This window comes from Massilia sp. BGA-UO-ETr-WB1 (genome assembly GCF_059567845.1).
Map to the genome: position 1 here is coordinate 14,618 of NZ_JCAQOT010000020.1, position 19,813 is coordinate 34,430.

General features: G+C 69.7%; 14 protein-coding genes. 9 read left to right on the forward strand and 5 right to left on the reverse strand.

Going from position 1 to position 19,813, the window contains the following annotated elements:
- Nucleotides 1-111: 111 nt before the first annotated feature.
- The 7 genes from AC56DV_RS04490 to AC56DV_RS04520 all read left to right on the forward strand — a co-directional run bounded on the left by AC56DV_RS04490 (nt 112) and on the right by AC56DV_RS04520 (nt 12,594).
- Nucleotides 112-3,438: a penicillin-binding transpeptidase domain-containing protein gene (locus AC56DV_RS04490; RefSeq protein ID WP_496313108.1), complete on the forward strand. Its 3,327-nt coding sequence runs from the start codon at nt 112-114 to the stop codon at nt 3,436-3,438.
- 167 nt (nt 3,439-3,605) lie between these two features.
- Entirely contained in the window at nt 3,606-4,934 is a 1,329-nt protein-coding gene (locus AC56DV_RS04495) for a hypothetical protein (protein ID WP_496313109.1), read from the forward strand.
- Nucleotides 4,931-5,563: a hypothetical protein gene (locus AC56DV_RS04500; RefSeq protein WP_496313110.1), complete on the forward strand. Its 633-nt coding sequence runs from the start codon at nt 4,931-4,933 to the stop codon at nt 5,561-5,563. Before AC56DV_RS04495 ends, AC56DV_RS04500 begins: the two co-directional genes overlap by 4 nt.
- 3 nt (nt 5,564-5,566) lie before the next feature.
- On the forward strand, nt 5,567-6,784 hold the full coding sequence (locus AC56DV_RS04505) for a hypothetical protein (RefSeq protein WP_496313111.1): 1,218 nt from the start codon (nt 5,567-5,569) through the stop codon (nt 6,782-6,784).
- Nucleotides 6,781-7,884 carry a hypothetical protein gene (locus tag AC56DV_RS04510; RefSeq protein ID WP_496313112.1) on the forward strand — a complete coding sequence of 368 codons (1,104 nt, stop codon included), beginning with the start codon at nt 6,781-6,783 and terminating at the stop codon, nt 7,882-7,884. The genes AC56DV_RS04505 and AC56DV_RS04510 overlap by 4 nt, the downstream gene beginning before the upstream one ends.
- Before the next feature lie 101 nt (nt 7,885-7,985).
- Complete coding sequence (locus AC56DV_RS04515) at nt 7,986-10,298, forward strand: SPFH domain-containing protein (RefSeq protein ID WP_496313113.1); 2,313 nt, start codon at nt 7,986-7,988, stop codon at nt 10,296-10,298.
- Between the two features lie 7 nt (nt 10,299-10,305).
- Entirely contained in the window at nt 10,306-12,594 is a 2,289-nt protein-coding gene (locus AC56DV_RS04520; RefSeq protein ID WP_496313114.1) for an SUMF1/EgtB/PvdO family nonheme iron enzyme, read from the forward strand.
- Between the two features lie 6 nt (nt 12,595-12,600).
- On the opposite strand, the gene AC56DV_RS04525 is transcribed toward AC56DV_RS04520, so the two are convergent.
- The 3 genes from AC56DV_RS04525 to AC56DV_RS04535 all read right to left on the reverse strand — a co-directional run bounded on the left by AC56DV_RS04525 (nt 12,601) and on the right by AC56DV_RS04535 (nt 15,591).
- Complete coding sequence (locus tag AC56DV_RS04525) at nt 12,601-12,918, reverse strand: hypothetical protein (protein WP_496313115.1); 318 nt, start codon at nt 12,916-12,918, stop codon at nt 12,601-12,603.
- Nucleotides 12,919-13,131 (reverse strand): hypothetical protein, encoded by a 213-nt coding sequence (locus tag AC56DV_RS04530; RefSeq protein WP_496313116.1) that lies wholly within the window; start codon nt 13,129-13,131, stop codon nt 12,919-12,921.
- Nucleotides 13,132-13,230: 99 nt separating this feature from the next.
- On the reverse strand, nt 13,231-15,591 hold the full coding sequence (locus AC56DV_RS04535; protein WP_496313117.1) for a hypothetical protein: 2,361 nt from the start codon (nt 15,589-15,591) through the stop codon (nt 13,231-13,233).
- A 199-nt stretch (nt 15,592-15,790) separates the two neighbouring features.
- On the opposite strand from AC56DV_RS04535, the gene AC56DV_RS04540 reads away from it, so the two are divergent.
- Complete coding sequence (locus AC56DV_RS04540) at nt 15,791-16,189, forward strand: OsmC family protein (protein ID WP_496313118.1); 399 nt, start codon at nt 15,791-15,793, stop codon at nt 16,187-16,189.
- Between the two features lie 12 nt (nt 16,190-16,201).
- On the forward strand, nt 16,202-17,098 hold the full coding sequence (locus AC56DV_RS04545) for a pirin family protein (RefSeq protein WP_496313119.1): 897 nt from the start codon (nt 16,202-16,204) through the stop codon (nt 17,096-17,098).
- Nucleotides 17,099-17,118: 20 nt separating this feature from the next.
- Here AC56DV_RS04545 and AC56DV_RS04550 read toward each other — a convergent pair whose 3' ends face one another.
- Nucleotides 17,119-18,558, reverse strand: coding sequence for an FHA domain-containing protein (locus AC56DV_RS04550; RefSeq protein WP_496313120.1), 1,440 nt, complete (start codon nt 18,556-18,558; stop codon nt 17,119-17,121).
- Nucleotides 18,559-18,803: 245 nt separating this feature from the next.
- Nucleotides 18,804-19,811, reverse strand: a complete 1,008-nt coding sequence (locus AC56DV_RS04555) for a PP2C family protein-serine/threonine phosphatase (RefSeq protein WP_496313121.1) — start codon at nt 19,809-19,811, stop codon at nt 18,804-18,806.
- Nucleotides 19,812-19,813: the final 2 nt, after the last annotated feature.

Below are 19,813 nucleotides of genomic sequence, written 5' to 3' on the forward strand. Positions count from 1 at the left end.
CGCCGCGCCTGGCGCAGGGCGCGCAACCTGCGCGCGGGCACGCGGCAGCCGGCAGTTCAGGCCAGGGAAGGTCGGGTGGCGGGCCGTGCGGGGGGCAGCTTGGCGGCGGCAGTGGCAGGCGCGCGCGATGCGTCCGGCAGGTTTTTGCGTTCGGCGGGCGCATCCTGGCGCCAGCTTGCCGCCGCGCCGCGCATGACGCTGTGGCTGGCTGGCGCCGGGGCGCTGGCCGCGCTGGGCGGCGCGGCGGCCATCGTCGGCCACGCCCGCGCGCTTGGTGCCGCTACCATCACCACGGTGGATGCCGCCAGCGCGCGCCATGCGGCAGCCGTATATCAATCCGCGCTGCCGGGCGCCACGCTGACAGTGGCGCGGCAGGCCGGCGTGCGCTTCAGTCCCGTCGCGGGCGGCGCCGTGGTGACGCTGGCCGGCATGCAAGGCATGGGCGCGGTACGCGTGGACCTGTGCAGCCAGCTGCGTGAGCCCGGCAGCACGCGGCTGGTGCCGCTACGGCTCGGCTACCGTTTCGACGACGTGCAGCGGTGGATGGACAAGCAGCCGGGCCAGGGCGCAGCGTCGTCCGGCGCCTTGCGCAATGTCCTGCTGGTGGGGGGCGAGTCTGCCGCAACCGCCGCCATGCCCGAAGTGCGCATCAGCGGCGACGCGCGCGCGGACTTGGGAGGCGAGCCCTTGCAGCTGGCCTGGCGCAGCGCACCGGGCGCGTCGGCCCGCTGGCTGGGCGATGCGAGCGCCGGCCGGGTCGAGGAGGGCGGCAGCGGCGCCGTGGGCTTCCGCCGGCAGGGCTGGCTGTCCTGGGGCGACGGCGCTGCCATGCGCGTGGAGCGCCGCGCCAGCGTGGGCTGTCCGCAGGCCGGCGAGCTGGTGGTGCAGCTTTACCAGCTTCGGGATGCTGCAAAGGTGCGCTTTGCCGCCCGCCTGGCCGCCGGCTTTTCTGCCGGCTCCGCCGGCGGCTTCGACGGCAAGGTGCTGCTGGCCGCGTTCCCGGCGGCGGGCGGCGCGGTGACGGGCTACCTGCCGCCCGGCGTCTACAGTGTCCCGGCCCGGGCGCCGGCGGAGCTGGAGGACCAGGCCTTGTTCGCCGCGCTGCAGGCGGCAGGGCTGGTGCGGCTGGATGCCGCCGGCATGGTCGCCGCCGCACCGCGCGACCTGCCGCAATGGCTCGCCAGTGCCGCGTCTTCCCGCGCCACAGAGTTGGCGGAGTGGCGGCACGTCCGGCTGGATGATGCAGCCACCAAGCTGCTCAAGCGGCTCTACTACCAGGCCGACGGCGCCTATGTGCGCCAGCAGATCGACATCTACAACAGTGAGCGGCGCCTGCTGGCATGGCGCGTGAAGGCCGGTCCGGCATGGGAAGCCAGCGCCGGCGACAGCCCGCTCGCCGCCACCACGCAGATGCCGCCCGCCGCCGCCCGCCTGTTCGCCGACCTGCCGCAAGGCTGGCAGCCATGGACGCGGGTGGCCTACTGGCCTCAGGCCGGCGCGGCGCAGGCGGTGACGCTCCGGTTGCCCCTGGCCGGCGCCGGCACAGGCGCCGGTTCCAGTACTGGTGCTGGCCTTGCATCCACGCGCGAAGGCGGCGCGCTGCAATTGCTCGTCGCCGGGCGCGTGACGTCGGTCAGCGGCGCCCGAGCGACGCTGCGGCCATCCTGCACTGGTCGCGGCTGCGCATCCGCAGGCGACGCCGTGCAGCTCGCGCTGGAACCGCTGGCCGGCGCGCCCGCCATCATCGTGGAGGTGCAGCCGCTCGATATGACCAGCGTGGCGGCTTCCGGCGACCAGGCCTACCGCCACCTGCGCGTGACGGGCGGCCGCATCGTCTGGCAGCCGCTGGAATCCGCCTTGCCGGGGGCCGCCAGTGGTAGCGGCGGCGGCGCCGTCGCCGCTGCGCGCAATATGACCGGCTCCGGCGTGCAGCTGCAAGACCGGAACGGCACGCTGCTCTGGGCCGACGGCGGGAGCACGCCGTCCGCGCTGGATGCGGGCCTGGGGACCATGCTAGGGATCGCCCCGGAGCATGCCAGCAGCATCGCGGGCGTGCTGTCCCGCGCGTCCGCCGCCGGAAGCGGCGCAGCGGGAGCCGGCGCAGCCGCCCTCGGCAAACTGTCGCTCGACTTGCCGTTGCAAGCCGTGAGCCAGCGCATCCTGGAGTGCATCGGCATGCGCCAGGGCCGCTGGGACGGCAAGGCCTGCAGCGGCGGCCAGGCGGCGCCCCAGGGCCGCCATGCCGGCCTGGTGCTGCTGGACGCCGAGACCGGCGACATCCTGGCTGCGGCAGGCGCCGGCAACGCGCCCGCCGGCCCGGCCAACTGGGCCGAAGTGCGCGACTTCGACCGCGCCAACCCCGCCCGCAGCCCTTTGCGCCTGCCCGCGCTGCAACACGACGGCGGCGCCCACCGCAGCCCGGGCTCCACGTTCAAGATCGTCAGCGCGCTCGGCCTGGAGCTGGCCGCCGGCGCCGACCCGCGCCTGGACGCGCTGCTGGGCGGCATGCCGCTGCCCGCCATTAACGCGGTCGCCCGCCAGCGCGGCTACGCCTTCCAGACCGGCGCCGCCTCCTATCCCGCAGCCCCGCCGGCCGGCGCGGGCGGCGCCCGCATCACCAACTACAAGGAGCAGGGGCTGGACCGCCGGGCCCAGGAAGGCAAGCTGGGACTGGCGCAGGCGCTGACCTACAGCCTCAATACCTGGTTCGCCTGGTCCGCCGAACTGAGCGACCGCAGCCTGTTCGGCCGGCCCGAAGGCGGCGTGCCCGGGGTGCAGGCGCTGGAAACGGGCGCGCTTGACCCGGTGCGGCCGATCGCAGCCGCCGCGCACCGCCTCGGCTTCGAGCAGCGCCTGCGCCTGGACGGCGGCCTGCTGCCCGAGGAATTCCCCTGGCAGGCCTACGACGCCCTGCAAGCGACGCCCGCCCACGTGGACACCGTCCACACCCGCCACGAACTGCGGCAAATGGCCATCGGCCTGCGCATGCAGGCTACGCCGCTGCAAATGGCCATGGTGTCCGCCGCCGTTGGCCAGGGCGCCACGGTGGCGCCGCGCCTGCTGCTGGAATTGAACGGCAAGGCGGCCCGTGAGCCGCAGCCCGCGCCGCTGGGCGTCCGCCTGGACCGCATCCGCGCCGGCATGAAGGGCGTGGTCGATTCCGGCACCGCCGCCGGGGCATTCGGCGCGCCCGCACTGGCGCCGCTGCGCCGCGGCCTGTACGGCAAAACCGGCACCGCCCCGGTGAGCGACGGCGCGGCCACGGTCTGGTTCACCGGCTGGCTGGAGCCGGGCAGCCTGCCGGACCAGAAGCACCGCCTTGCCATGGCGGCCTTCGTCAGCCACTCCGGCGCCAGCGGCGGCGAGCACGCCGCGCCCATGGTGGCCGCGCTGCTGGCGGGGTGGCCGGGCCGGAACGGCGAACAGAAGGGTAAATAACCCTGTAACAGGGGGAATGGATGAGCGCCGGATGTGGCATGATTTTGAAGTGTCCGTCGAAGACCATACGATCCCTATGATCCGGCGGCGCCTATTTTGCTCAATTTCGAATACGGGATCACATGCGGCTGCCGGGAACGCGTTATCAGGAACATGGTTGGGAACAGGTGCGCAAGCTCCTGGGCCGCTGCTCGCTGCTGGCCGCGCGGCGCATGGATCTGCATCTGCTGCTGGACAGCACGCGCGAAGCGGAGCAGCTCGACATCTATACCGACGCGCTGGCGGCGGAACTGCGCCTGGCGCAACGCGGGGCGCGCGGTGAGGCGGCGGGCAACAGCTACGGCGAGAGCGTGTCCGAACTGGCCACCAGCCTGGCCTTCGAACTGCAGGCGCAGCCTTCCTATTGGGGCGCGCTGGCAGCCGCCATCGCCAGCGAGCATGCGCGGCATGGCCCGTTCTGGCTGACGCCGGGCAGCGAAGGCATGCTGCGCAAGAAATTCAACGATATGTACGCAGGCCTGCGCGACAAGGTCGATGCGGACAACTACCAGGTGGCCACCGGCCGCGATTGCAGCCCGAACAAGATGTACACCTACCGCATGCTCGATACCGCCTACCGCGAGATCGAGCAGCTGTTCGCCAACTGGCAGCAGCACAAGGAGCAGGTGGCCGCCATCCTGGGCCGCGCGGCCGACGGCATCCCCATCGAGGCGCGCCAGATGAAGACCATAGGCGGCTGCAAGGCGGACTGGGTGATACGCTGGAGCGAGTCGCTGGAGCGGTTCGGCGGCTCGCCTGGGCCGCTGCACACCAGGTCCAAGCGTTTCTCCAGCCTGAAAAACAGCCCGGACAAGATTGCCGCGCTGATGGCCGAAATCGGCGACTACGAAGCCTTGTCCTCCAATATGGGCGGCGCCGAGGACTGGCGCGGCGACGAGGATGAAGCCGCAGCCTGGATGGATGATTACCTGCGCGTGATCGGCGAATCCGAGGCGGAGGAGGAAGCGCCGCTGGCGGACGTGGTGGACTTGATCCTGCAGCCTCCCGCAGAGGAAGACGAGGAGGAGTTCGAGATTCCCGCCGAGGCGGGCGATGATGGCGGCGCCCCGGACGAGGACGGCCCGGTTGCCATGCCGCCGCCGGCCCCGCAGCCTGTGCGCGACCCGGCGCTGTCCGCTGCCGACCAGGCGCTGGCGGCCAGCCTTTCCTTGCCCCTCCGCTTTATGGAACTGGCTACCGCCGCGCAGGACGGGGGCAGCCGGATGCTGCAAGTGCTGAACGAGGAATCGCTGCCGATCCGGCTGGCGGTCTACCAGAAGCTCCTGGGCGCCGAAGATGAAAGTTATCCTGATGCCTGGCTGGACCCGGCCACCGGCGAGCTGCCGACCTTGCAGCAACTGGCGGCGCTGGACCGGATTTCGATGCCGACCCTGCGCAAGCGGCGCAACGAGGCAATCGGCAAGCTATACGCGATGAACAGAGGGATGCAGACATGACCACGCCAGACCAGAAATTGCAAGAGCGCCTGCTGCTGTCGCGGGCTGTGCCGGGCGACCGCCTGATGCTGCCGGACGCGGTGCTGCTGGCGGCGCTGGCCGGCACGCGCGTGCTGACGCCGAACGAGCGCCGGGCCTTGCAGGCGTCGCCGCTGACGCTGCGCCGGTTCCGGCAGTTGTCGCTGGAACGCCGTTCCGTGGCCGCTTTTGAGGCGGACGCCGTGCCGCAGGCGGCCAACGATCCGGTATGGCACGGCAGCGCAGGCATGCTGCGCGCCGCCTCCAGTGCCTCCAGTGCCTCCAGTGCCTCCAGTGCCTCCAATCCCGCCGTGCTGGACGAACTGGTGACCGACGACGGCCACTGGCAGCTGCATTTCCTGCCGCACCAGGAGGCGGGCCGCGCCGGCTGGCAGATCATCCTGAAGCTGGACGCGGAGGCGCCATTCGCGGCGCGCCTGCTGCGCGAGCAGCCGATGCTGCGCGTGGTGGACGGCGGCGGCGCCATCCTGTTGCAAGGGCGGCTGGACGCGGACGGCGAATGCGAACGCGCCTGGCCGTTCGACACCGCGCCGATGGCGCATTTCCAGCTGTACGGCGCCCGTTTCGCCGTTGAACCGGCGGCACGCTAGATCATGGGACTGTTCTCGTTCGTCCGCCGCCGCAGCGCGTCCCCGGATGCCGCGCCAGGCTCGCCTTGCGCCGAGCTGGGACGCGGCGTGGTGGCGATGCGCTTGCGCGGGGAACAGGTGGCGGGCGAGTGCGTGCAAGTGGTGTTCAGCGAAGGCGGCCAGCCCCGGCGCGCCGCTGCGGCTGGAGCGCGCGGCGGGGAGGTGGCTTATGGCTTCCATCCCGGGCCGTATGCGGTGGACCTCACGCCGTTCGCCGCCGCGCCTGAGGTTGGCCTGCGCACCCGCTTCGTGGTCGACGCGGCAGACCCGCGCGTGGCGCAGCAGCGCTTTGATTTATATCTGTTCAGCGAAGTTGCGGATGTGCTGACGGTGGCGGACATGCAGGCTGCTATCGAAGCGGCGGTGCAGGAAGCGCTGGCGCAAGGCATGCTGGATCTGCCGCCATGCACGTCGCTGGACGAGTGGAACGTGTTCCGTGCCGGCCTTAACCAGCTGCTTTACACCCGGTTCGGCATCACGGTCGAGGATTGCCTGCCGGTGGATCTCGGCGAACAGACCGACTACGCCTCCCAGCTCCGCGCCCGCGCGCATGCCGCTGCCGCAGAGCCAGCGCCTGCCGCCGGGCACGCCGCCGCCCCGGCCCAAACCGCCGCCACCATCGCCACCGCCGCCACTGGCGGAGCTAGCGCCATGCCCAAGCCGACGCCTACGGCCACTGCCAACGCCAGCGGCAGCGCCATGGGCGCGCCGCCGCTTCCCGGGCAGGCGGCTGACGATGCGCACGCATTGCGCCGCCTGTTCCTTGAGCTTCCCGTGCTGTCCAGCGGCCTGCGTCAACTCGCGCTGCCGCCGGGGCAGGCGCTGTTCCTGGCGCATCGCAGCCTGCTGCAGCGCGTCGCGCTGATCGCGCTGGACGTGAACACCATGCCCGCGCTGGCCCTGGCTGCCCCCGGCCAGCCGTTGCCGGCGCAGCAGCAGGAACGCCGCGCGCGCCAGAGCGTCCTGGCCGCGCGCGAGCTGGACCAGGCCTGGGCCTTGCTGGCCCGCCTGCAACTGGCCGCCAACCCGTTGCAATTCGGCGCCGCCTGCGGCAGCGCCGACCCCGAACCCTTGCTGGCCGCCTTGCTGGACGACGCCGACCGCATCGTCTCCAATCTCGACCACCACCTGGCGCAGCGCCGCCTCGCCAGCGCGGACGAGCGCCGGGAGCCATCGCTATGACCTGCGCCAGCACAGTGAAATTGCCCGCCAACGCCGAATGCCGCTGCATGCTGCCGGACGGCCGCGTGCTGACGGTAACCGCCAGCCGCCGCGCCCGCGCCAACCGCGCCGAAGTCAAATGCGCGGTCGCGGGCGCCCCCGCGCTAAGCGAGCGTATGCAGGAAGTGGTGCGCCTCGCGCGCCATACTGAAAGCCGCTTCGACAGTCGCGACCAGGTGGTGCTCAGCATGGACATCGCCCCGGCGGACGAAGAGCGTGGCTGGGAGCTGGCCGCAGTGCTGGCAGACCGCATGGTGCGCGGCGCCTGGCAACCCGCGTGTCCACAAGTCTACGCTTATGGCTGGTCTGACAACTGGCACTGCGGTAAAGTGGCCGGCCAGCCGGACCTCGCCGCCGCCCGTTTGCGCGATCAGGCCGCCGCCACGCCGCTGCTGGCCGTCCTCGGCGGAACTGCCGCTGATACCTCGCCCGCGTTGCCCACGCCGCCCGCGTTGCCGAACCTGCTGACCCTGTCCCACCTCGGCGCGCTGACAGGCCACACCGACCCCTCGGCGGCCGTGTCCAGCGCGCGCGCCTGGTTCCCGCTGCATAGCGGCGGCATCAACGATAGCCTGGGCTGGGTGGAAGTGAGCGTCTACCCGGTCGAGCAAAGCGGCGGCGACGAAGAGGACACCATCGCCGTCCCCGGCCTGGGCGTGACCGCGCAACTGGCGGTGCGCCAGGCCTTGGCCGGCGCGCGCCATTTCGACGGCCGTGGCCTGGGCCGCTGGCGCACCGTGGTGCGCTTCGGCCAGCCGCGCTTCCAGGGCGCGTCCTACGAACTGGCGCTGGTGATGGCCGACCGCCTGGCGCGCGGCCGCGAATTCGTGCCGCGCGGCCGCATCATCGCCAGCGGCTGTTCCGGCGCCTGGCACGCCGGACGGGTGGACACCGTGGAAGGCCGCGAAGCGAAGCTTGAGTTGATACTAAAACAAGCCGTCCACGGCGACCGCGTGCTGCTGCCCAGGGATTGGCAGAATGATATCGCACCGGCTTACGCCGCCGCGCTGCGCGCCCGTGGCGCCTCGCTGGCCTGCATAGAGCGGATCGGCGTGATATGAATCGTGCGCAAAGTACTCGCCCCGCGCCCCTGCTAAAATCAGGACCGGACGGGGCAACTGGCGGGACGGCTGAAATAGGTAAGGTTAACAAGGAGTTCGACATGTTCCGAATGTTTGGTTTTGGCGGCGTCAAATGCCCGCGCTGCGAGCATAAAAATGGCGCCGGCACGGGCTACTGCGCGAACTGCGGCGTGATACTGGGCGCACCGCACAATGAGCCGGTGCTGCGCGACAACCGCTGGATACCGGCCTACGACGAACTGGCCGTCTATTTCGGCGTACGCCAGCTGTCCGGCATCTTCAACAAAACGCTGCGCGTGCCCGCCACCACCCGCGCTTACATCCTGCAAGCCGACAAGGCCACCGAAGTGCCGCAGGGCGAATACGAGATCGAAGGTTTCTTTACCCGCCTGAACCACCTGCTGCGCGACCAGCACGCCGAAATCCTGATCACCCGCACCACGCCGCTGCCGGTGGAATTCTCCTTCAGCGACCTGCACACCGCCGAGCACCTGAAGGTGGCGGCGCGCTTCAAGGTCGCCATCAAGGTGGAAAACGTGCCGGCTTTCGCCCAGCATTTCATGACCGTGCCCGGCACCGTCACCACCTTGCACCTGCACGACCTGCTGGCCGATTCCGTGCGCCAGATAGCGGCCGAATTCATCGGCGGCCGCTCCATGCGCGACATGAGCGGCAACGCCGACTTGCGCCTGCAGCTGGACGAGCGCCTGCAGGCCGCCCTCAAGCTGCGCCTGGCCGAATTCGGGCTGGCCGTGGCGCAGGTGGACACGCTGTCCCTGCGGCACGACAAATTCGACAACAACCGCGAGCGCGTCGGCTCGCTGTGGCTGGTGGCCGACGAGCGCCACGCGCAGCTGGAGCACGTGAAGCAGCTCGATGAGCTGTACGACGAGGAAGAGTGGCAGGCCATCTGGCGCGAGGAACAGAAGATCCGCAGCGACTTCCGGCGCGCCGAGCTGCGCCAGGACGCCGCCGTGGACAAGGCCGAACTGGCGCAGCGGGAGGCCGAGCGCGTGCAGGCCATCCGCGCGCGCGAGGTGGACCTGTACGGCCGCATCGTCGAATCGAAAACGCGCCGCCAGGCCTTCGAGCGCGGCGCCGGCGCCACCTTGATCGAACTGGAACACGAGCTGGCGAAGAAGAAGGCCGGCCGCGCCGGCGACGTGGCGGAATGGGAGCACGTGCGCCAGCTGGCGCAGATCAGGATGCGCACCGAGCTGGAAGTGGCGCAGCAGGCAGCGCAGGAGCAGCGCCAGTTGGCGCAGCAGCGTTTCTCGCATCAGCTGCACATGCAGCAGATCCAGAACCAGGTGGCGCAGGCGCTGACCATCGAGGACGAAGCGCACCGCCGCGCGCAGCTGGTACGCCTGCGCCAAAGCGAAACCGAGGCGCAGCGGCGCGAGGCGGAACTGGAAGCGGAACACCACAAGGCGCGCTTCCACGGCGTGGCGCTGGCCAACGCGGCGCGCAAGCGCGAGGCCGAGCGGGTGCAGGAATGGCAGGACCAGCAGCAGCTGGCGCACCAGCGCGAATTGCTGCGCGGCGAGGCTGTGAAGGATGCGGAGAGCAGCGTGCAGGTGGCGGAAGTGAACCAGAAGCTGGAGCAGCTGCGCCGGGAAGGCGCCGCCGCCGACGCCGTGGCCCAGTACGAGAAGCTGCTGCGCACCATTGAAGCGGACGGCGTGCAGCAGCGCCAGATGCAGGCCGTGGTGCAGCGCGCCGCGCTGGACCAGCTGGCGGTGGACGAACAGCGCCTGGCGCTGAAACAGCGCGAGCAGGAAGCCGACTGGCAGCGCGAGCTGAAGAAGATGGAGCAGGAGCGCGAGCAGAACTTCGCGCGCTGGAAGGGCGAGTACGAAACCTTGCTGGCGCAGCAGTCGCACACGGCGGAGCTGGCGCGCATCGATATCGAGCGCATCGCCACCATCGGCAACCTGAGCGATACCGGCAAGGTGGCCATGGCCGCCGCGCCGAACGCCGCCGCGCTGGCGCAGCTGATGAAGGAGCAGGTCCGTTCCGGCATGAGCCCGGAGCAGATCCAGGCCATGGCGGCGGTGGTGGCGGCCGAGAACAGCGTCAGCCCCGCCGACGCCATGCGCATGATGCAGGAACGCGTGGCCGAGGAGCGCGCCCACCGCGACGCGCAGGAACAGAAGGACAAGCAGCATCAGCTGGAACTGCTCAAGCTGCAGAACGCCACCCACGCCAACGCCCTCAGTTCGCAGATGCAACTGGGCGTGGGCGTGGCCCAGGCGGGCGCGCCGGTGCACCATCACCATGCGCCTGCTTCCGGGGCGGCGCAGCCCGGGCCGCGGTGCTGCGTGAATGGCCATCCGGTGCCGGCCGACCGTCCGAATGCGAAATTCTGCGCCGAATGCGGCGTGCCTTTATAAGTTGAAGATGCAAACAGCAAGAGACAAGATACGTGAACTGCGTGCCTTGCACGACGATGGCCTGTTAAGTCTGCAAGAGTTCGACCGCCGCAAGAACGCTATCCTGGACGCCGAGTATTCGCCGCTGGGAGGCAGCGCCGCGCCCGGCGCATCAGCCTCGCCGATCCAGCTGCGGCAGGGCACGGAGCTGGGCTTGATGGCGGGCCAGGAGATCGGCCCGCAGAACCGGCGCTACCGGCTGGAGCGCCTGATCGGCCTGGGCGGCATGGGCCAGGTGTGGCAGGCCACGGACCTGGCCACGCAGGAGGAGCTGGGCCACAGCGGCCAGGTGGCGCTGAAGATCCTGCCGCCGCAGCTGACGCAAAGCGCGACTCACACCAAGCTGCTGATCGAGGAGGCCACGCAGGCACGCCGCCTGGCGCACGAGAACATCGTGCGCATCTACGAATGGGCGCAGGACCCGGCCACGTCCAGCTACTTCATCATCATGGAATGCCTGGACGGCCAGGACCTGGATGCCTGGCTGGCGCACAGCGGCCCCGCCACGCCGGAGCAGATCCAGACCATGCTGCGGCCCGTGGCCGAGGCGCTGGACTATGCCTGGGACAAGTTCAAGCTGGTGCACCGCGACATCAAGCCCGGCAACGTGTTCCTGACCCAGAAAGGCGAAGTCAAGCTGCTGGACTTCGGCATCGCTTCGCGCGCGCGCAACGCCGGCAGCAGCCTGGGGATGCAGACGCCGAACGCGGGCACCACCGGCTACCGCGCGCCGGAAGCCGGCGCCAGCCAGCGGCAGCCCAGCCCCAAGCTGGACGTGTACGCGGTGGCGGTGATGATTTACCAGCTGCTGGAAGGCCGCCTGCCGTTCGATGAGGACCGCAACGCCAGGTTTGCGCCGTCCGCGCCCGCTGCCTTGAACGAGCTGCAATGGCAGGTGCTGCAGCGCGGATTCGCCTTCGCGCAGGACCAGCGGCCGGAGTCGGTGACGGCTTTGCTGGACGCCTTGCTGGGCGCTTCCGGCCCCAGCGAGGCGGAACTGGCGGCGCAGGCGGCCGAGCGCCTGGAGCGCGAGCAGGAGCAGCGCCGCGAGCAGGCCGCGCGCGCCGAGCAGGCCCGTGCCGAAGAGCTGAAACGCCAGGCGGAGCTGGCCGAACGGCGCAAGGCGGAGGCGCAGGCCGCCGCCATCGAGAAGGTGAAGCTGGACCAGCAGCGGCGCGAGCTGGAACGCCAGCAGCGTCTGGAGGCGGAGCAGCAGGCCAAGGAGCGCAAGGCGCGCCTGCGCGAGCAGTTGCTGGCGCGGCGCGAGGCGGACGCGCTCAAGGCGCGCCAGGCGCAGGAGGAGCAGCAGCGCAAGGCGGCGCAGTTGAAGGCCGAAGCGGCATACCGCGCGGAGCAGGAACGGCACCGCAAGGAACAGGCGGCGCGCAACGCTGCCGAACTGGCGGCGCTGATGCCGACGCCGGGCAGCCCGGTCGCCGACGCCAGCGGCGTGCTGCGCGACCGCTTCCTCGACGGCACAGGCACCGGTCCGGACCTGGTGCTGATACCGACCGGCCGCTTCCAGATGGGCTCTTCGGAGTACGAGCGCGACATCGCCGTCAAGGCCGGCTCGCAGAAGACGTGGCTGGACCGGGAGACGCCGCAGCACTGGGTGGGCATCGATTATCCTTTCGCCATGGGGCGCTTCCCAGTGACGGTGGGCCAGTGGCGCCAGTTCGCGCGCGCGACCCGCTGGGAATCGATGTCGGATACGGACTGGGCCTCGCCGGGCTTCATGCAGAGCGACGAGCATCCGGTGGTGGGCGTGAGCTGGCTCGACGTGCAGAAATACCTGGCCTGGCTGTCGGAGAGAACCGGACAGCTGTACCGGCTGCCGAGCGAGGCGGAGTGGGAGTACGCCTGCCGCGCCGGCACGCACACGGCGTTCAGCTTCGGCGACGAGATCAGCACCGAGATGGCCAATTACGACGGCAACTTCACCTACAACAACGGCGTCAAGGGCGAGTTCCGGCAGGGGACGACCAAGGTCAGCGCGTTCCAGCCCAATCCGTGGGGCCTATTCGACATGCACGGCAATGTGTGGGAGTGGACGCAGGACGTGGTGCACGAGAACTACCAGGGCGCGCCGGGCGACGGCAGCGCATGGGAGCAGGGCGGCGATCCGGTGCGGCGCGTGCTGCGCGGCGGTTCGTGGCTGTACCAGCCGCGCTACCTGCGCGCGGCACTGCGCAACGGCTATTCGGCCGTGCTGGCCAACGATATCGTCGGCTTCCGCGTGGCGCGCAAGCTCACGTAGGGCCGCTCAAGCCAGGCAGCGCAGTTTGGGTGTCTGTCGCATGGTGGGCGCGTCCAGCGGGTCCACCACCAGGCGTGCGCCGCGCGCAGCGAAGCGGTAGCGGCGGCCGGTGGCGCCGCCGGTCACCACCAGTTCCGCCATGCCGTCATACACGAAGGGCACGCCGTGCGGCGTGGCGAAATGCGGCGTCGCGGCGGGTGCCTGTGCCGCCTGCGCGCGCATCCCTTGCGCGGCACTGGCCCGCAGTCCGGCGCCGGCGCTGTAGCCTTGCGAGCCGTAGATCTTCTGCACCATCTGCTGGCGCTTGCTTCCGCAGCATCCCATTTAATGCTCCTCTTGCCGCAGTGCGCCGCGCACGCGCTCCAGCGTGATCGCTGCGGCGGACAGCGCGGGCCACAGCAGTACAAAATGCTGCCAGCCGCTGCCCAGCACGAGCGCGGCCGGCAGCGCCACCCACAGGCTGGCGCAGTAGAAGCAGTCCATCGTGCGCCCGAGGAAGCCGTCGCCCGGCCCAGCCGCGCAGGCGCACCACCGCATCCCACGGCCCGTCCTCGGCGTGCAGCAGGTGCGTCACCCGCCACACGGCCAGCACGGCGAGCAGCAGCTCGTACCAGGCGCCGGCCATGCCCGGGCCCCTCAGCCGCGCGCGTTCGGCGCGCCCAGGGCGGCAGGGCGGCCGGCGGATACGGTTCCTGCCCCGGCTCCGCTCACGCCCGGCTGCATGTCACCCGGCTCGGGGCACACGTCCGGGCACAGCTCGGGACGCAGGATGGTGAACGCCACCTCGAACTCGTTGCGGTGCACCTGGCTTGGATCGTTGCAGTTGGCGGTGCGCTTCCAGGCCCGCAGCCGCAGGATGTAGGCGCAGCAGCGTTCGAAGTCGCTGCCGCGCAGCGTTACCTTGTAATGGCCGCCGTACCAGTGCGGACGCGGCGCGCCCTGCATCAACGCTTCCGCGTAGGTCGGCCCCACCTCGAAGGTCGGATCGGAGCTGAAGGTGCCGTGCAGGCCGGTGCCGATATCGAAGGTCTGCGCCACGCCGTACTCCGCCGTCATGGTGTAGGCCCCCAGGTGGCCGTCCTCCGTGGTCGGCGGCACGGTCACGCTGAAGTGCACCGTCAGCGTGTCGTTGGCGCTCAGCCGCACCATGTCGCAGGCGCTGATGCAGTACTGGCCCGGCGTGCCCTCGTTGACGCAGATCTGGCGGATGTAGCAGTCCGGCTCCACCGTGCAGTCGTGCACCGTGCCGGGACCGCAGGGATGCAGCGGCGTGGGCAGCGGATGCACGTTGGCCTGGTTGTCGATGCGGATGTAGACCGACTCGGTGGTCTGCTGGCCGCAGCTGGGCAGGATGCGCTCGCTCGTCAGCACCAGGTTGTCCGCCGCATCGGCCGAGTAGCCGACGAAGCGCAGCTGGTACAGCGCGTCCGGCGTCAGGCCGGCGTTGGCCAGCGTGTCGAAGTAGAACAGGGTGTCGTAGTCGTACCAGATGACGGCGCCGCCGAAGCGCGGAATGGCAGGGTGCAGGTCCTCGTAGTGGCGGCGCGTGACCATCACGGTCTGGCCGTTCTTGAGGATGGGCGTGAAGGCGGGCGCCGGCGCCACCACCGAAGTGCTGCCGTCCCAGTAGCTGCGGGTGAAGCCGCCGAAGGCCGGCACGGCCAGGTCGCTCCAAGGGCCGCCGTTGCGCGACACCTGCACCTTGAAGTAGTCCACGTCGCTGCCCACGCCGCCGCGTATCTGCAGCGAGCCGTAGAACGGCCGGTCCAGCGCCAGCGCCGTGTAGGCGTAGCCGCGCAGGTCCGGCGGGCCGGCCGTCACCCCGATCTGCCCGGTGGATGTGCAGCCCACGAAGGTGACCTTCAGGCACTCGGGGCATTCGGGGTCGAAGCAGGACGGCAGGCAGCACGCCTGGCTGTTGGCCAGCAGCGTGACGTGCAGATTGGCCGGAATGTCCCAGCGGATCTGCGCGTTGCTCTCGCTGCGGATCACGCGCAGCGTGTCGCCGCACAGCTGGGTGACGCGGAACACCACGTCCGGCGCGCAGTCGTTGCGGTCCCACCAGGGCCAGATATGCAGCGCCGCCAGTTCGGGCGACGGCGGCAGCACCGCCATCAGCGATTCGGCCGACATGGGTTCGTCCACCACGCTGGGCGCGGCCGGCATGCGGCTCTTGGGCAGCATGCTGGCCAGCGCGGCCAGCTGCTGCAGGTAGAGCGGGTCTGGCCCGGGACCGGGCGGCACCGGCGGCAGGCGCAGGCCGGCGCGCGCCAGCAGCTCCTGGATCTGGTTGAGCATGTCCGGGTCCAAGCCCCAGTTCTGCAGCAGCCATGGCCGCCAGCGCAGGCAGCACCAGCGGAAGCGGATGACGAAATTGCCGTTCATGTCGGTGACGGCGGACTTGATCAGGTCGCGGTGGTACCAAAAGAAGAAGCGGTCCACGTCGTAGGCTTCCACGGTGGCGCCGGGCACCGGCGCGTCGCAGAAGCTCCACTGGCCGGTGGCCGGGTTGTAGTGCCAGCGGCGGCACACCACGCGTCCGCGCAGCGTGTAGGTGCGGCAGCAGAACAGCCAGCAGTGGTAGATGGAGATGTCCACCACCAGGACGCCCACGTCCACCTTGACGTCGTAGCTGCCGTTGGCGTTCGCGCTGACGCCTGCATCGGCGCCGGGCGCGGTGTCGCCGCCGCCGTCGGTGTCGGAGCGCTGGCCCGCCAGGTCCACCACGTGGCTGAGCGTCTCGATGCCCATCAGTTCCATGTCGTCCACGTTCGGGCCGACCAGCAGGCGCACCGGGCAAGGCAGGGTGGCGCCGGGCAGCAGCGGCGTGTCGAATTGCACGGCAAAGCGCAGCGGTTCGCGGCGGTTGCCCGCAGTGAGCACGGTGGACCCCAGCACCACGCCTTCGCGCACCACCGCCACGCGCAGGTTCAGTTCCGGATCGAAGTCGTCTTCGGGTATCTTGCTTAAATCGATGGCGCCGGTAATTTCGCTCATGATGGTCTCCGTTGTTGGCCTTGCACCATTTGACTGTACGGAGCGCCTGTGCCGATTGCCAGCCATAAGCGGCCACAGTTTGAGCCACGTCATGAGTTATGCATTCTGTGCAGATGAGCGAATGGGCGAATGGGATAGGCGAAGCCGGCGCAAACGGTGTACATTGTGGCTTTCCAGACTTATGCATGCGAGGAGCCCCATGGCTATCAAAGTAATTCGTGACCAATCGCTGCCGATGCGGCATATCGCGCACGTGCGCAACCACATCATTTCCGTGGACGGCACGGTGGAAGAGGGCGGCAGCGACGCCGGCCCGTCGCCGCACGACCTGTACGATGCGGCCATCAGCGCCTGCAAGGCGCTTACCGTGGTGTGGTACGCCAGGCGCAAAGGCTACCCGCTGGAGAACGTGGAAGTGACCACGGAACGCGACGACAGCGAGGAGCGCAAGGGCGTGTACCGCCTGGCCGCCACCGTGCACCTGACCGGCGACTTGAGCGAAACCCAGCGCGCCGAATTGCTGTCCGCCGCGCAGAAATGCCCGGTCCACAAGCTGATGACGGCGGTGACCACCGAGATCAGCACCGTGCTGGCGTAAAGGACAAGCGCCATGACCATTTCCAATATCCTGAAAGGCCACGAGAAAGACCTCGGCGGCGGCTTCATCGTGCGCCGCTACCTGCCGTCGGCCGTGAAGCAGGCGGTGGGCCCGTTCATCTTCTTCGACCATTTCGGCCCGATCGACGTGGCGCCGGGCTCGGACCACGACGTGCGCCCGCACCCGCACATCGGCCTGGCCACGGTGACCTACCTGTTTGAAGGCGCCATGGACCACCGCGACAGCCTGGGCACGGTGCAGCGCATCGAACCGGGCGCGATCAACCTGATGACGTCCGGGAAGGGCATCGTCCATTCCGAGCGCACTCCCAAGGACCTGGTGGACCAGCCGCACCGCACGCACGGCCTGCAGCTGTGGGTGGCGCTGCCGAAAGCGGACGAGGAGTGCGAGCCGTGCTTCGAGCACACCCCTTCGGCGCAGATTCCGTCGTTCCAGGTGGACGGCGCCAGCGTGCGGGTGCTGATCGGCACCGCCTTCGGCAAGACTTCGCCGGTCAAGACCTACAGCCAGACGCTGTACCTGGACGTGGCGCTGCAGGCGGACCAGGAAATCGGCCTGGCGGGATTGCCGGCCGAAGCGGCCATCTATCCCATCAGCGGCGAACTGGAAATCGACGGCGCGCCGCTGGCGCTGCACACCATGGCGTTGCTGGACACGCGCAGCGCACAGCGCGTGCGGGCTGGCTCGGCCGCGCGCTTCGTGGTGATAGGCGGCGAGCCGCTGGACGGGCACCGCTTCATGTTCTGGAATTTTGTCTCGTCGCGCAAGGAACGCGTGGTGCAAGCCGGCGAAGATTGGGAAGCGCTGCGTTTCCCGCCCGTGCCCGGCGAAACCGAGCGCATTCCGCTGCCCAAGCGTCCGGCCGACAAGGAGCCGACGCCGCTGTAATGCCGGTGTAGTGCCGCTGCTTAAGCGGTGTGCATGTCCTGCGCAGTGATGGTGCTGTGCAGGTCTTGCGCGCCGGTGCGGATGATCCAGCTTTCGGGATAAGGTTCGCTGGCGAAGCGCGTGAGGCGCGGCATGCGGCTCAGCTTTTCCATGGAGGCGGCGGGGGCCAGCGCGGTTTCCTTGCCGGTGAGCTGGTCCAGGTGCCAGAAGCCGCCGTCGTGGTGCAGGATCAGCGGCAGCGCAGCCGCTTGCGGCGTGGCCTGGAAGGACGGCATCGGATAGCCGGGATGGCAGTTCGGCGCCAGCAGGAACAGGCATTCGGCGTGCGCGCCCTGGTCGATGCGGTGCAGGATCACGCCGTGCGGCAGGATGGCCGACACTTGCAGCACCACGATGCCCTTGATGCTGGCGCTCATTTCAATGCGCATGCCCTGGCGCAGCCGCACCGGCTTGTTCTTGCCGGGCCAGACACCGTCCAGCAGCACGCCATAGCGCGACACGTCTTCAATTTCAAAGCCGCCGCCGTGCGGGGAGCGGCGGATGACGGCGTGGCGGCCGGACAGGCGGCGCGTGAGGCCGTTGGCCTCCGGGCCGGCGTCGGCGAAGTGCTGCAGCAGCACGTCGGCTTCGGGGTCCACCAGTTCAAAGCGTCCAAGCACGCACTCGTCCAGCGCGAACAGGCGGATCTGGCGCTGCGCGCCGGCTTCCGGCGCGGCGTTCACGAAGCTGGCCGCCGTCGAAGGGTGCGGATGCACCGGTTCGCTGCGCGGCACGGCGATCTCGATCAGGTCCTCGTCCCAGGCGATGGTGGAGAAGCCCATGTCCACTTTGCCTTGCGGCGCCTCCAGGTTGACGTGGGCGATGCCGGCGTTGCGGGCGGTGACGTCGATATCCAGGCTGTCGCCGCCTTGCGCATTGACTCTGGCGATCGATGCGTCATCGGCCATCACGCGCACATTCTTGTGCGTGCTGAGGAAGATGCGGTGGATTTCGGTGAGGGTGGCGTCCAGGCGCGGCACCAGGATGACGAATACGCATTCCCAGCGGCGCGTGGCCATGCCTGCGTGCTGGCTCAGGATCTCGGCGCTGATCTGGTACTGGCCGTGTTCCTTGTTTTTCGATGTGAATTCGACAAAAGCGGGCCGCCAGCTGCCGTCCGCCGCGCGCACGAACTGCTGGCGCGAGGCGCCGTTGGGGATCAATTCGGATTGCAGTTGAATAGCCAGTTGCGGCGCGCAGTCTTCCGGCATGCCGCGCAATTCCATTTTCAGGGTCTGGCGGCCGCCGGCGGCGCGCGGGTCGAAGCCGCTGATGTGCAGCTGCGCACGCGCACGCGCGGTCTGGTAAGCGGGGGCGCCGGCCGGCAACATTGCCGGGCTGGCAGGGGCCTGGCCGGCGTGACCGACGTGACCGACGTGACTAAGCGCCGCGGCCGGGGAGGCGGCGCGGGCGCTGCGCATCGCACTCAGTAGTTCGTAACTGGTGGAGGCGGCTGCAGGCTGCTGGTGTCCGCCCGCGCAGGCTTCTTCTCCGGGGATGACCCAGAAAGTGCAGTGCGGGTGGTCAGAGTTGCTGCATTTTTTCATGGCTGTAGGACCGGCGGCATAAACGAGAGCTTACGCGCTTTTGGTGGTCCGTGGCAACGGTTGCAGGCATTATTTGCGCTCGCCCAAACCGTCCGGGCAAGCACGCAACATCGGCGTGATCAAAACGGCAGCAAGTGGGGCCGCGCGTACGGCAATGGCAGTGCCGTTTCGTCAATGTTGTCCATGCTCGGGCCGGTCTTGAAACGCAGCGCGATGGCTGTCAGATTGTCAAGATACAGGCCGGAAGGCGGCGCGTTGCGGTAGCTGCCGAACAGCGCATCGACCGCGCCGGCGGCGGACGCCGCGCAACCCAGCAGCTGCGGCCACTGCGAGATCCAGTCCTGCGGGCGGCGGCAGGCCCAGAAGCCGTCCGTGGCCAGCAGGTAGAGCGCGTCGCTGCGCACGGCGAGGGCGCGGCGGTCGGCCAGCGGCCGCAAAAAGCCGGGCAGGCGCGCGCCGCCGAGCGCGCACAGCGCATCGTCCAGCTGCTGTGGATCGGCGAAGGCGTTCCCCAGGATGAAGGCCTGCGCGATCTGCGTGCGGTGTTCGCCGTGCACCTGGCGCCACCATTCCTGCGCGTCCAGCATGCCTTGCATGGCGAAAGCGGTGGCGGGAACGTGGTCGATGGTGAGGGTGTGCGCGTGTTCGCGCGTGATCTCGTACAGGCGCGAATCGCCCACGTGGTACAGCAGCGGCGCTTGCCCGGGCGCCAGTTCCAGCAGCGTGAGCGTGGTGCCGGGGCGGCGGCGATGGCCGGCGTCGTCTGCACAGCTGAATTGCTGCTGCAGCTGCGCATGCAGCGCGTCGAGCCGGGTGGTGAGTTCGTCCAGCGAGGCGCAGGCGGGCATGCGCAGCAGGCCGGCGGCCGCCGCTTCCGCAGCCTGGCGTCCGTAACCGTGGCCGCCCATGCCGTCCAGCACCGCCAGGCGCACATGGCCGCGCGGCCAGTTCGGCAGCTGCAGCGCGCGTTCGATCTGGGCGTGCATGACGATGGCGCGCCCCCTGGCGTCGATCAGCACCAGGTTGTCCTGGTTCTCCAGCACGTCGCTGCTGCTGGCGCTGGCGGCGCTGTGGGCTGCAATGTCGAGGGATGGGCCGAAGTCGAGCGTTTCGAACAGGGACGTCATGT

What these genes read in the sequence shown, in the direction of transcription:
- AC56DV_RS04500 (WP_496313110.1), top strand. Translation starts at nt 4,931, where the DNA reads ATGACCACGCCAGACCAGAAATTGCAAGAGCGCCTGCTGCTGTCGCGG.
- AC56DV_RS04505 (WP_496313111.1), top strand. Translation starts at nt 5,567, where the DNA reads ATGGGACTGTTCTCGTTCGTCCGCCGCCGCAGCGCGTCCCCGGATGCC.
- AC56DV_RS04510 (WP_496313112.1), top strand. Translation starts at nt 6,781, where the DNA reads ATGACCTGCGCCAGCACAGTGAAATTGCCCGCCAACGCCGAATGCCGC.
- AC56DV_RS04515 (WP_496313113.1), top strand. Translation starts at nt 7,986, where the DNA reads ATGTTCCGAATGTTTGGTTTTGGCGGCGTCAAATGCCCGCGCTGCGAG.
- AC56DV_RS04520 (WP_496313114.1), top strand. Translation starts at nt 10,306, where the DNA reads ATGCAAACAGCAAGAGACAAGATACGTGAACTGCGTGCCTTGCACGAC.
- AC56DV_RS04525 (WP_496313115.1), bottom strand. Translation starts at nt 12,918, where the DNA reads ATGGGATGCTGCGGAAGCAAGCGCCAGCAGATGGTGCAGAAGATCTAC.
- AC56DV_RS04530 (WP_496313116.1), bottom strand. Translation starts at nt 13,131, where the DNA reads ATGCGGTGGTGCGCCTGCGCGGCTGGGCCGGGCGACGGCTTCCTCGGG.
- AC56DV_RS04535 (WP_496313117.1), bottom strand. Translation starts at nt 15,591, where the DNA reads ATGAGCGAAATTACCGGCGCCATCGATTTAAGCAAGATACCCGAAGAC.
- AC56DV_RS04540 (WP_496313118.1), top strand. Translation starts at nt 15,791, where the DNA reads ATGGCTATCAAAGTAATTCGTGACCAATCGCTGCCGATGCGGCATATC.
- AC56DV_RS04545 (WP_496313119.1), top strand. Translation starts at nt 16,202, where the DNA reads ATGACCATTTCCAATATCCTGAAAGGCCACGAGAAAGACCTCGGCGGC.
- AC56DV_RS04550 (WP_496313120.1), bottom strand. Translation starts at nt 18,558, where the DNA reads ATGCGCAGCGCCCGCGCCGCCTCCCCGGCCGCGGCGCTTAGTCACGTC.
- AC56DV_RS04555 (WP_496313121.1), bottom strand. Translation starts at nt 19,811, where the DNA reads ATGACGTCCCTGTTCGAAACGCTCGACTTCGGCCCATCCCTCGACATT.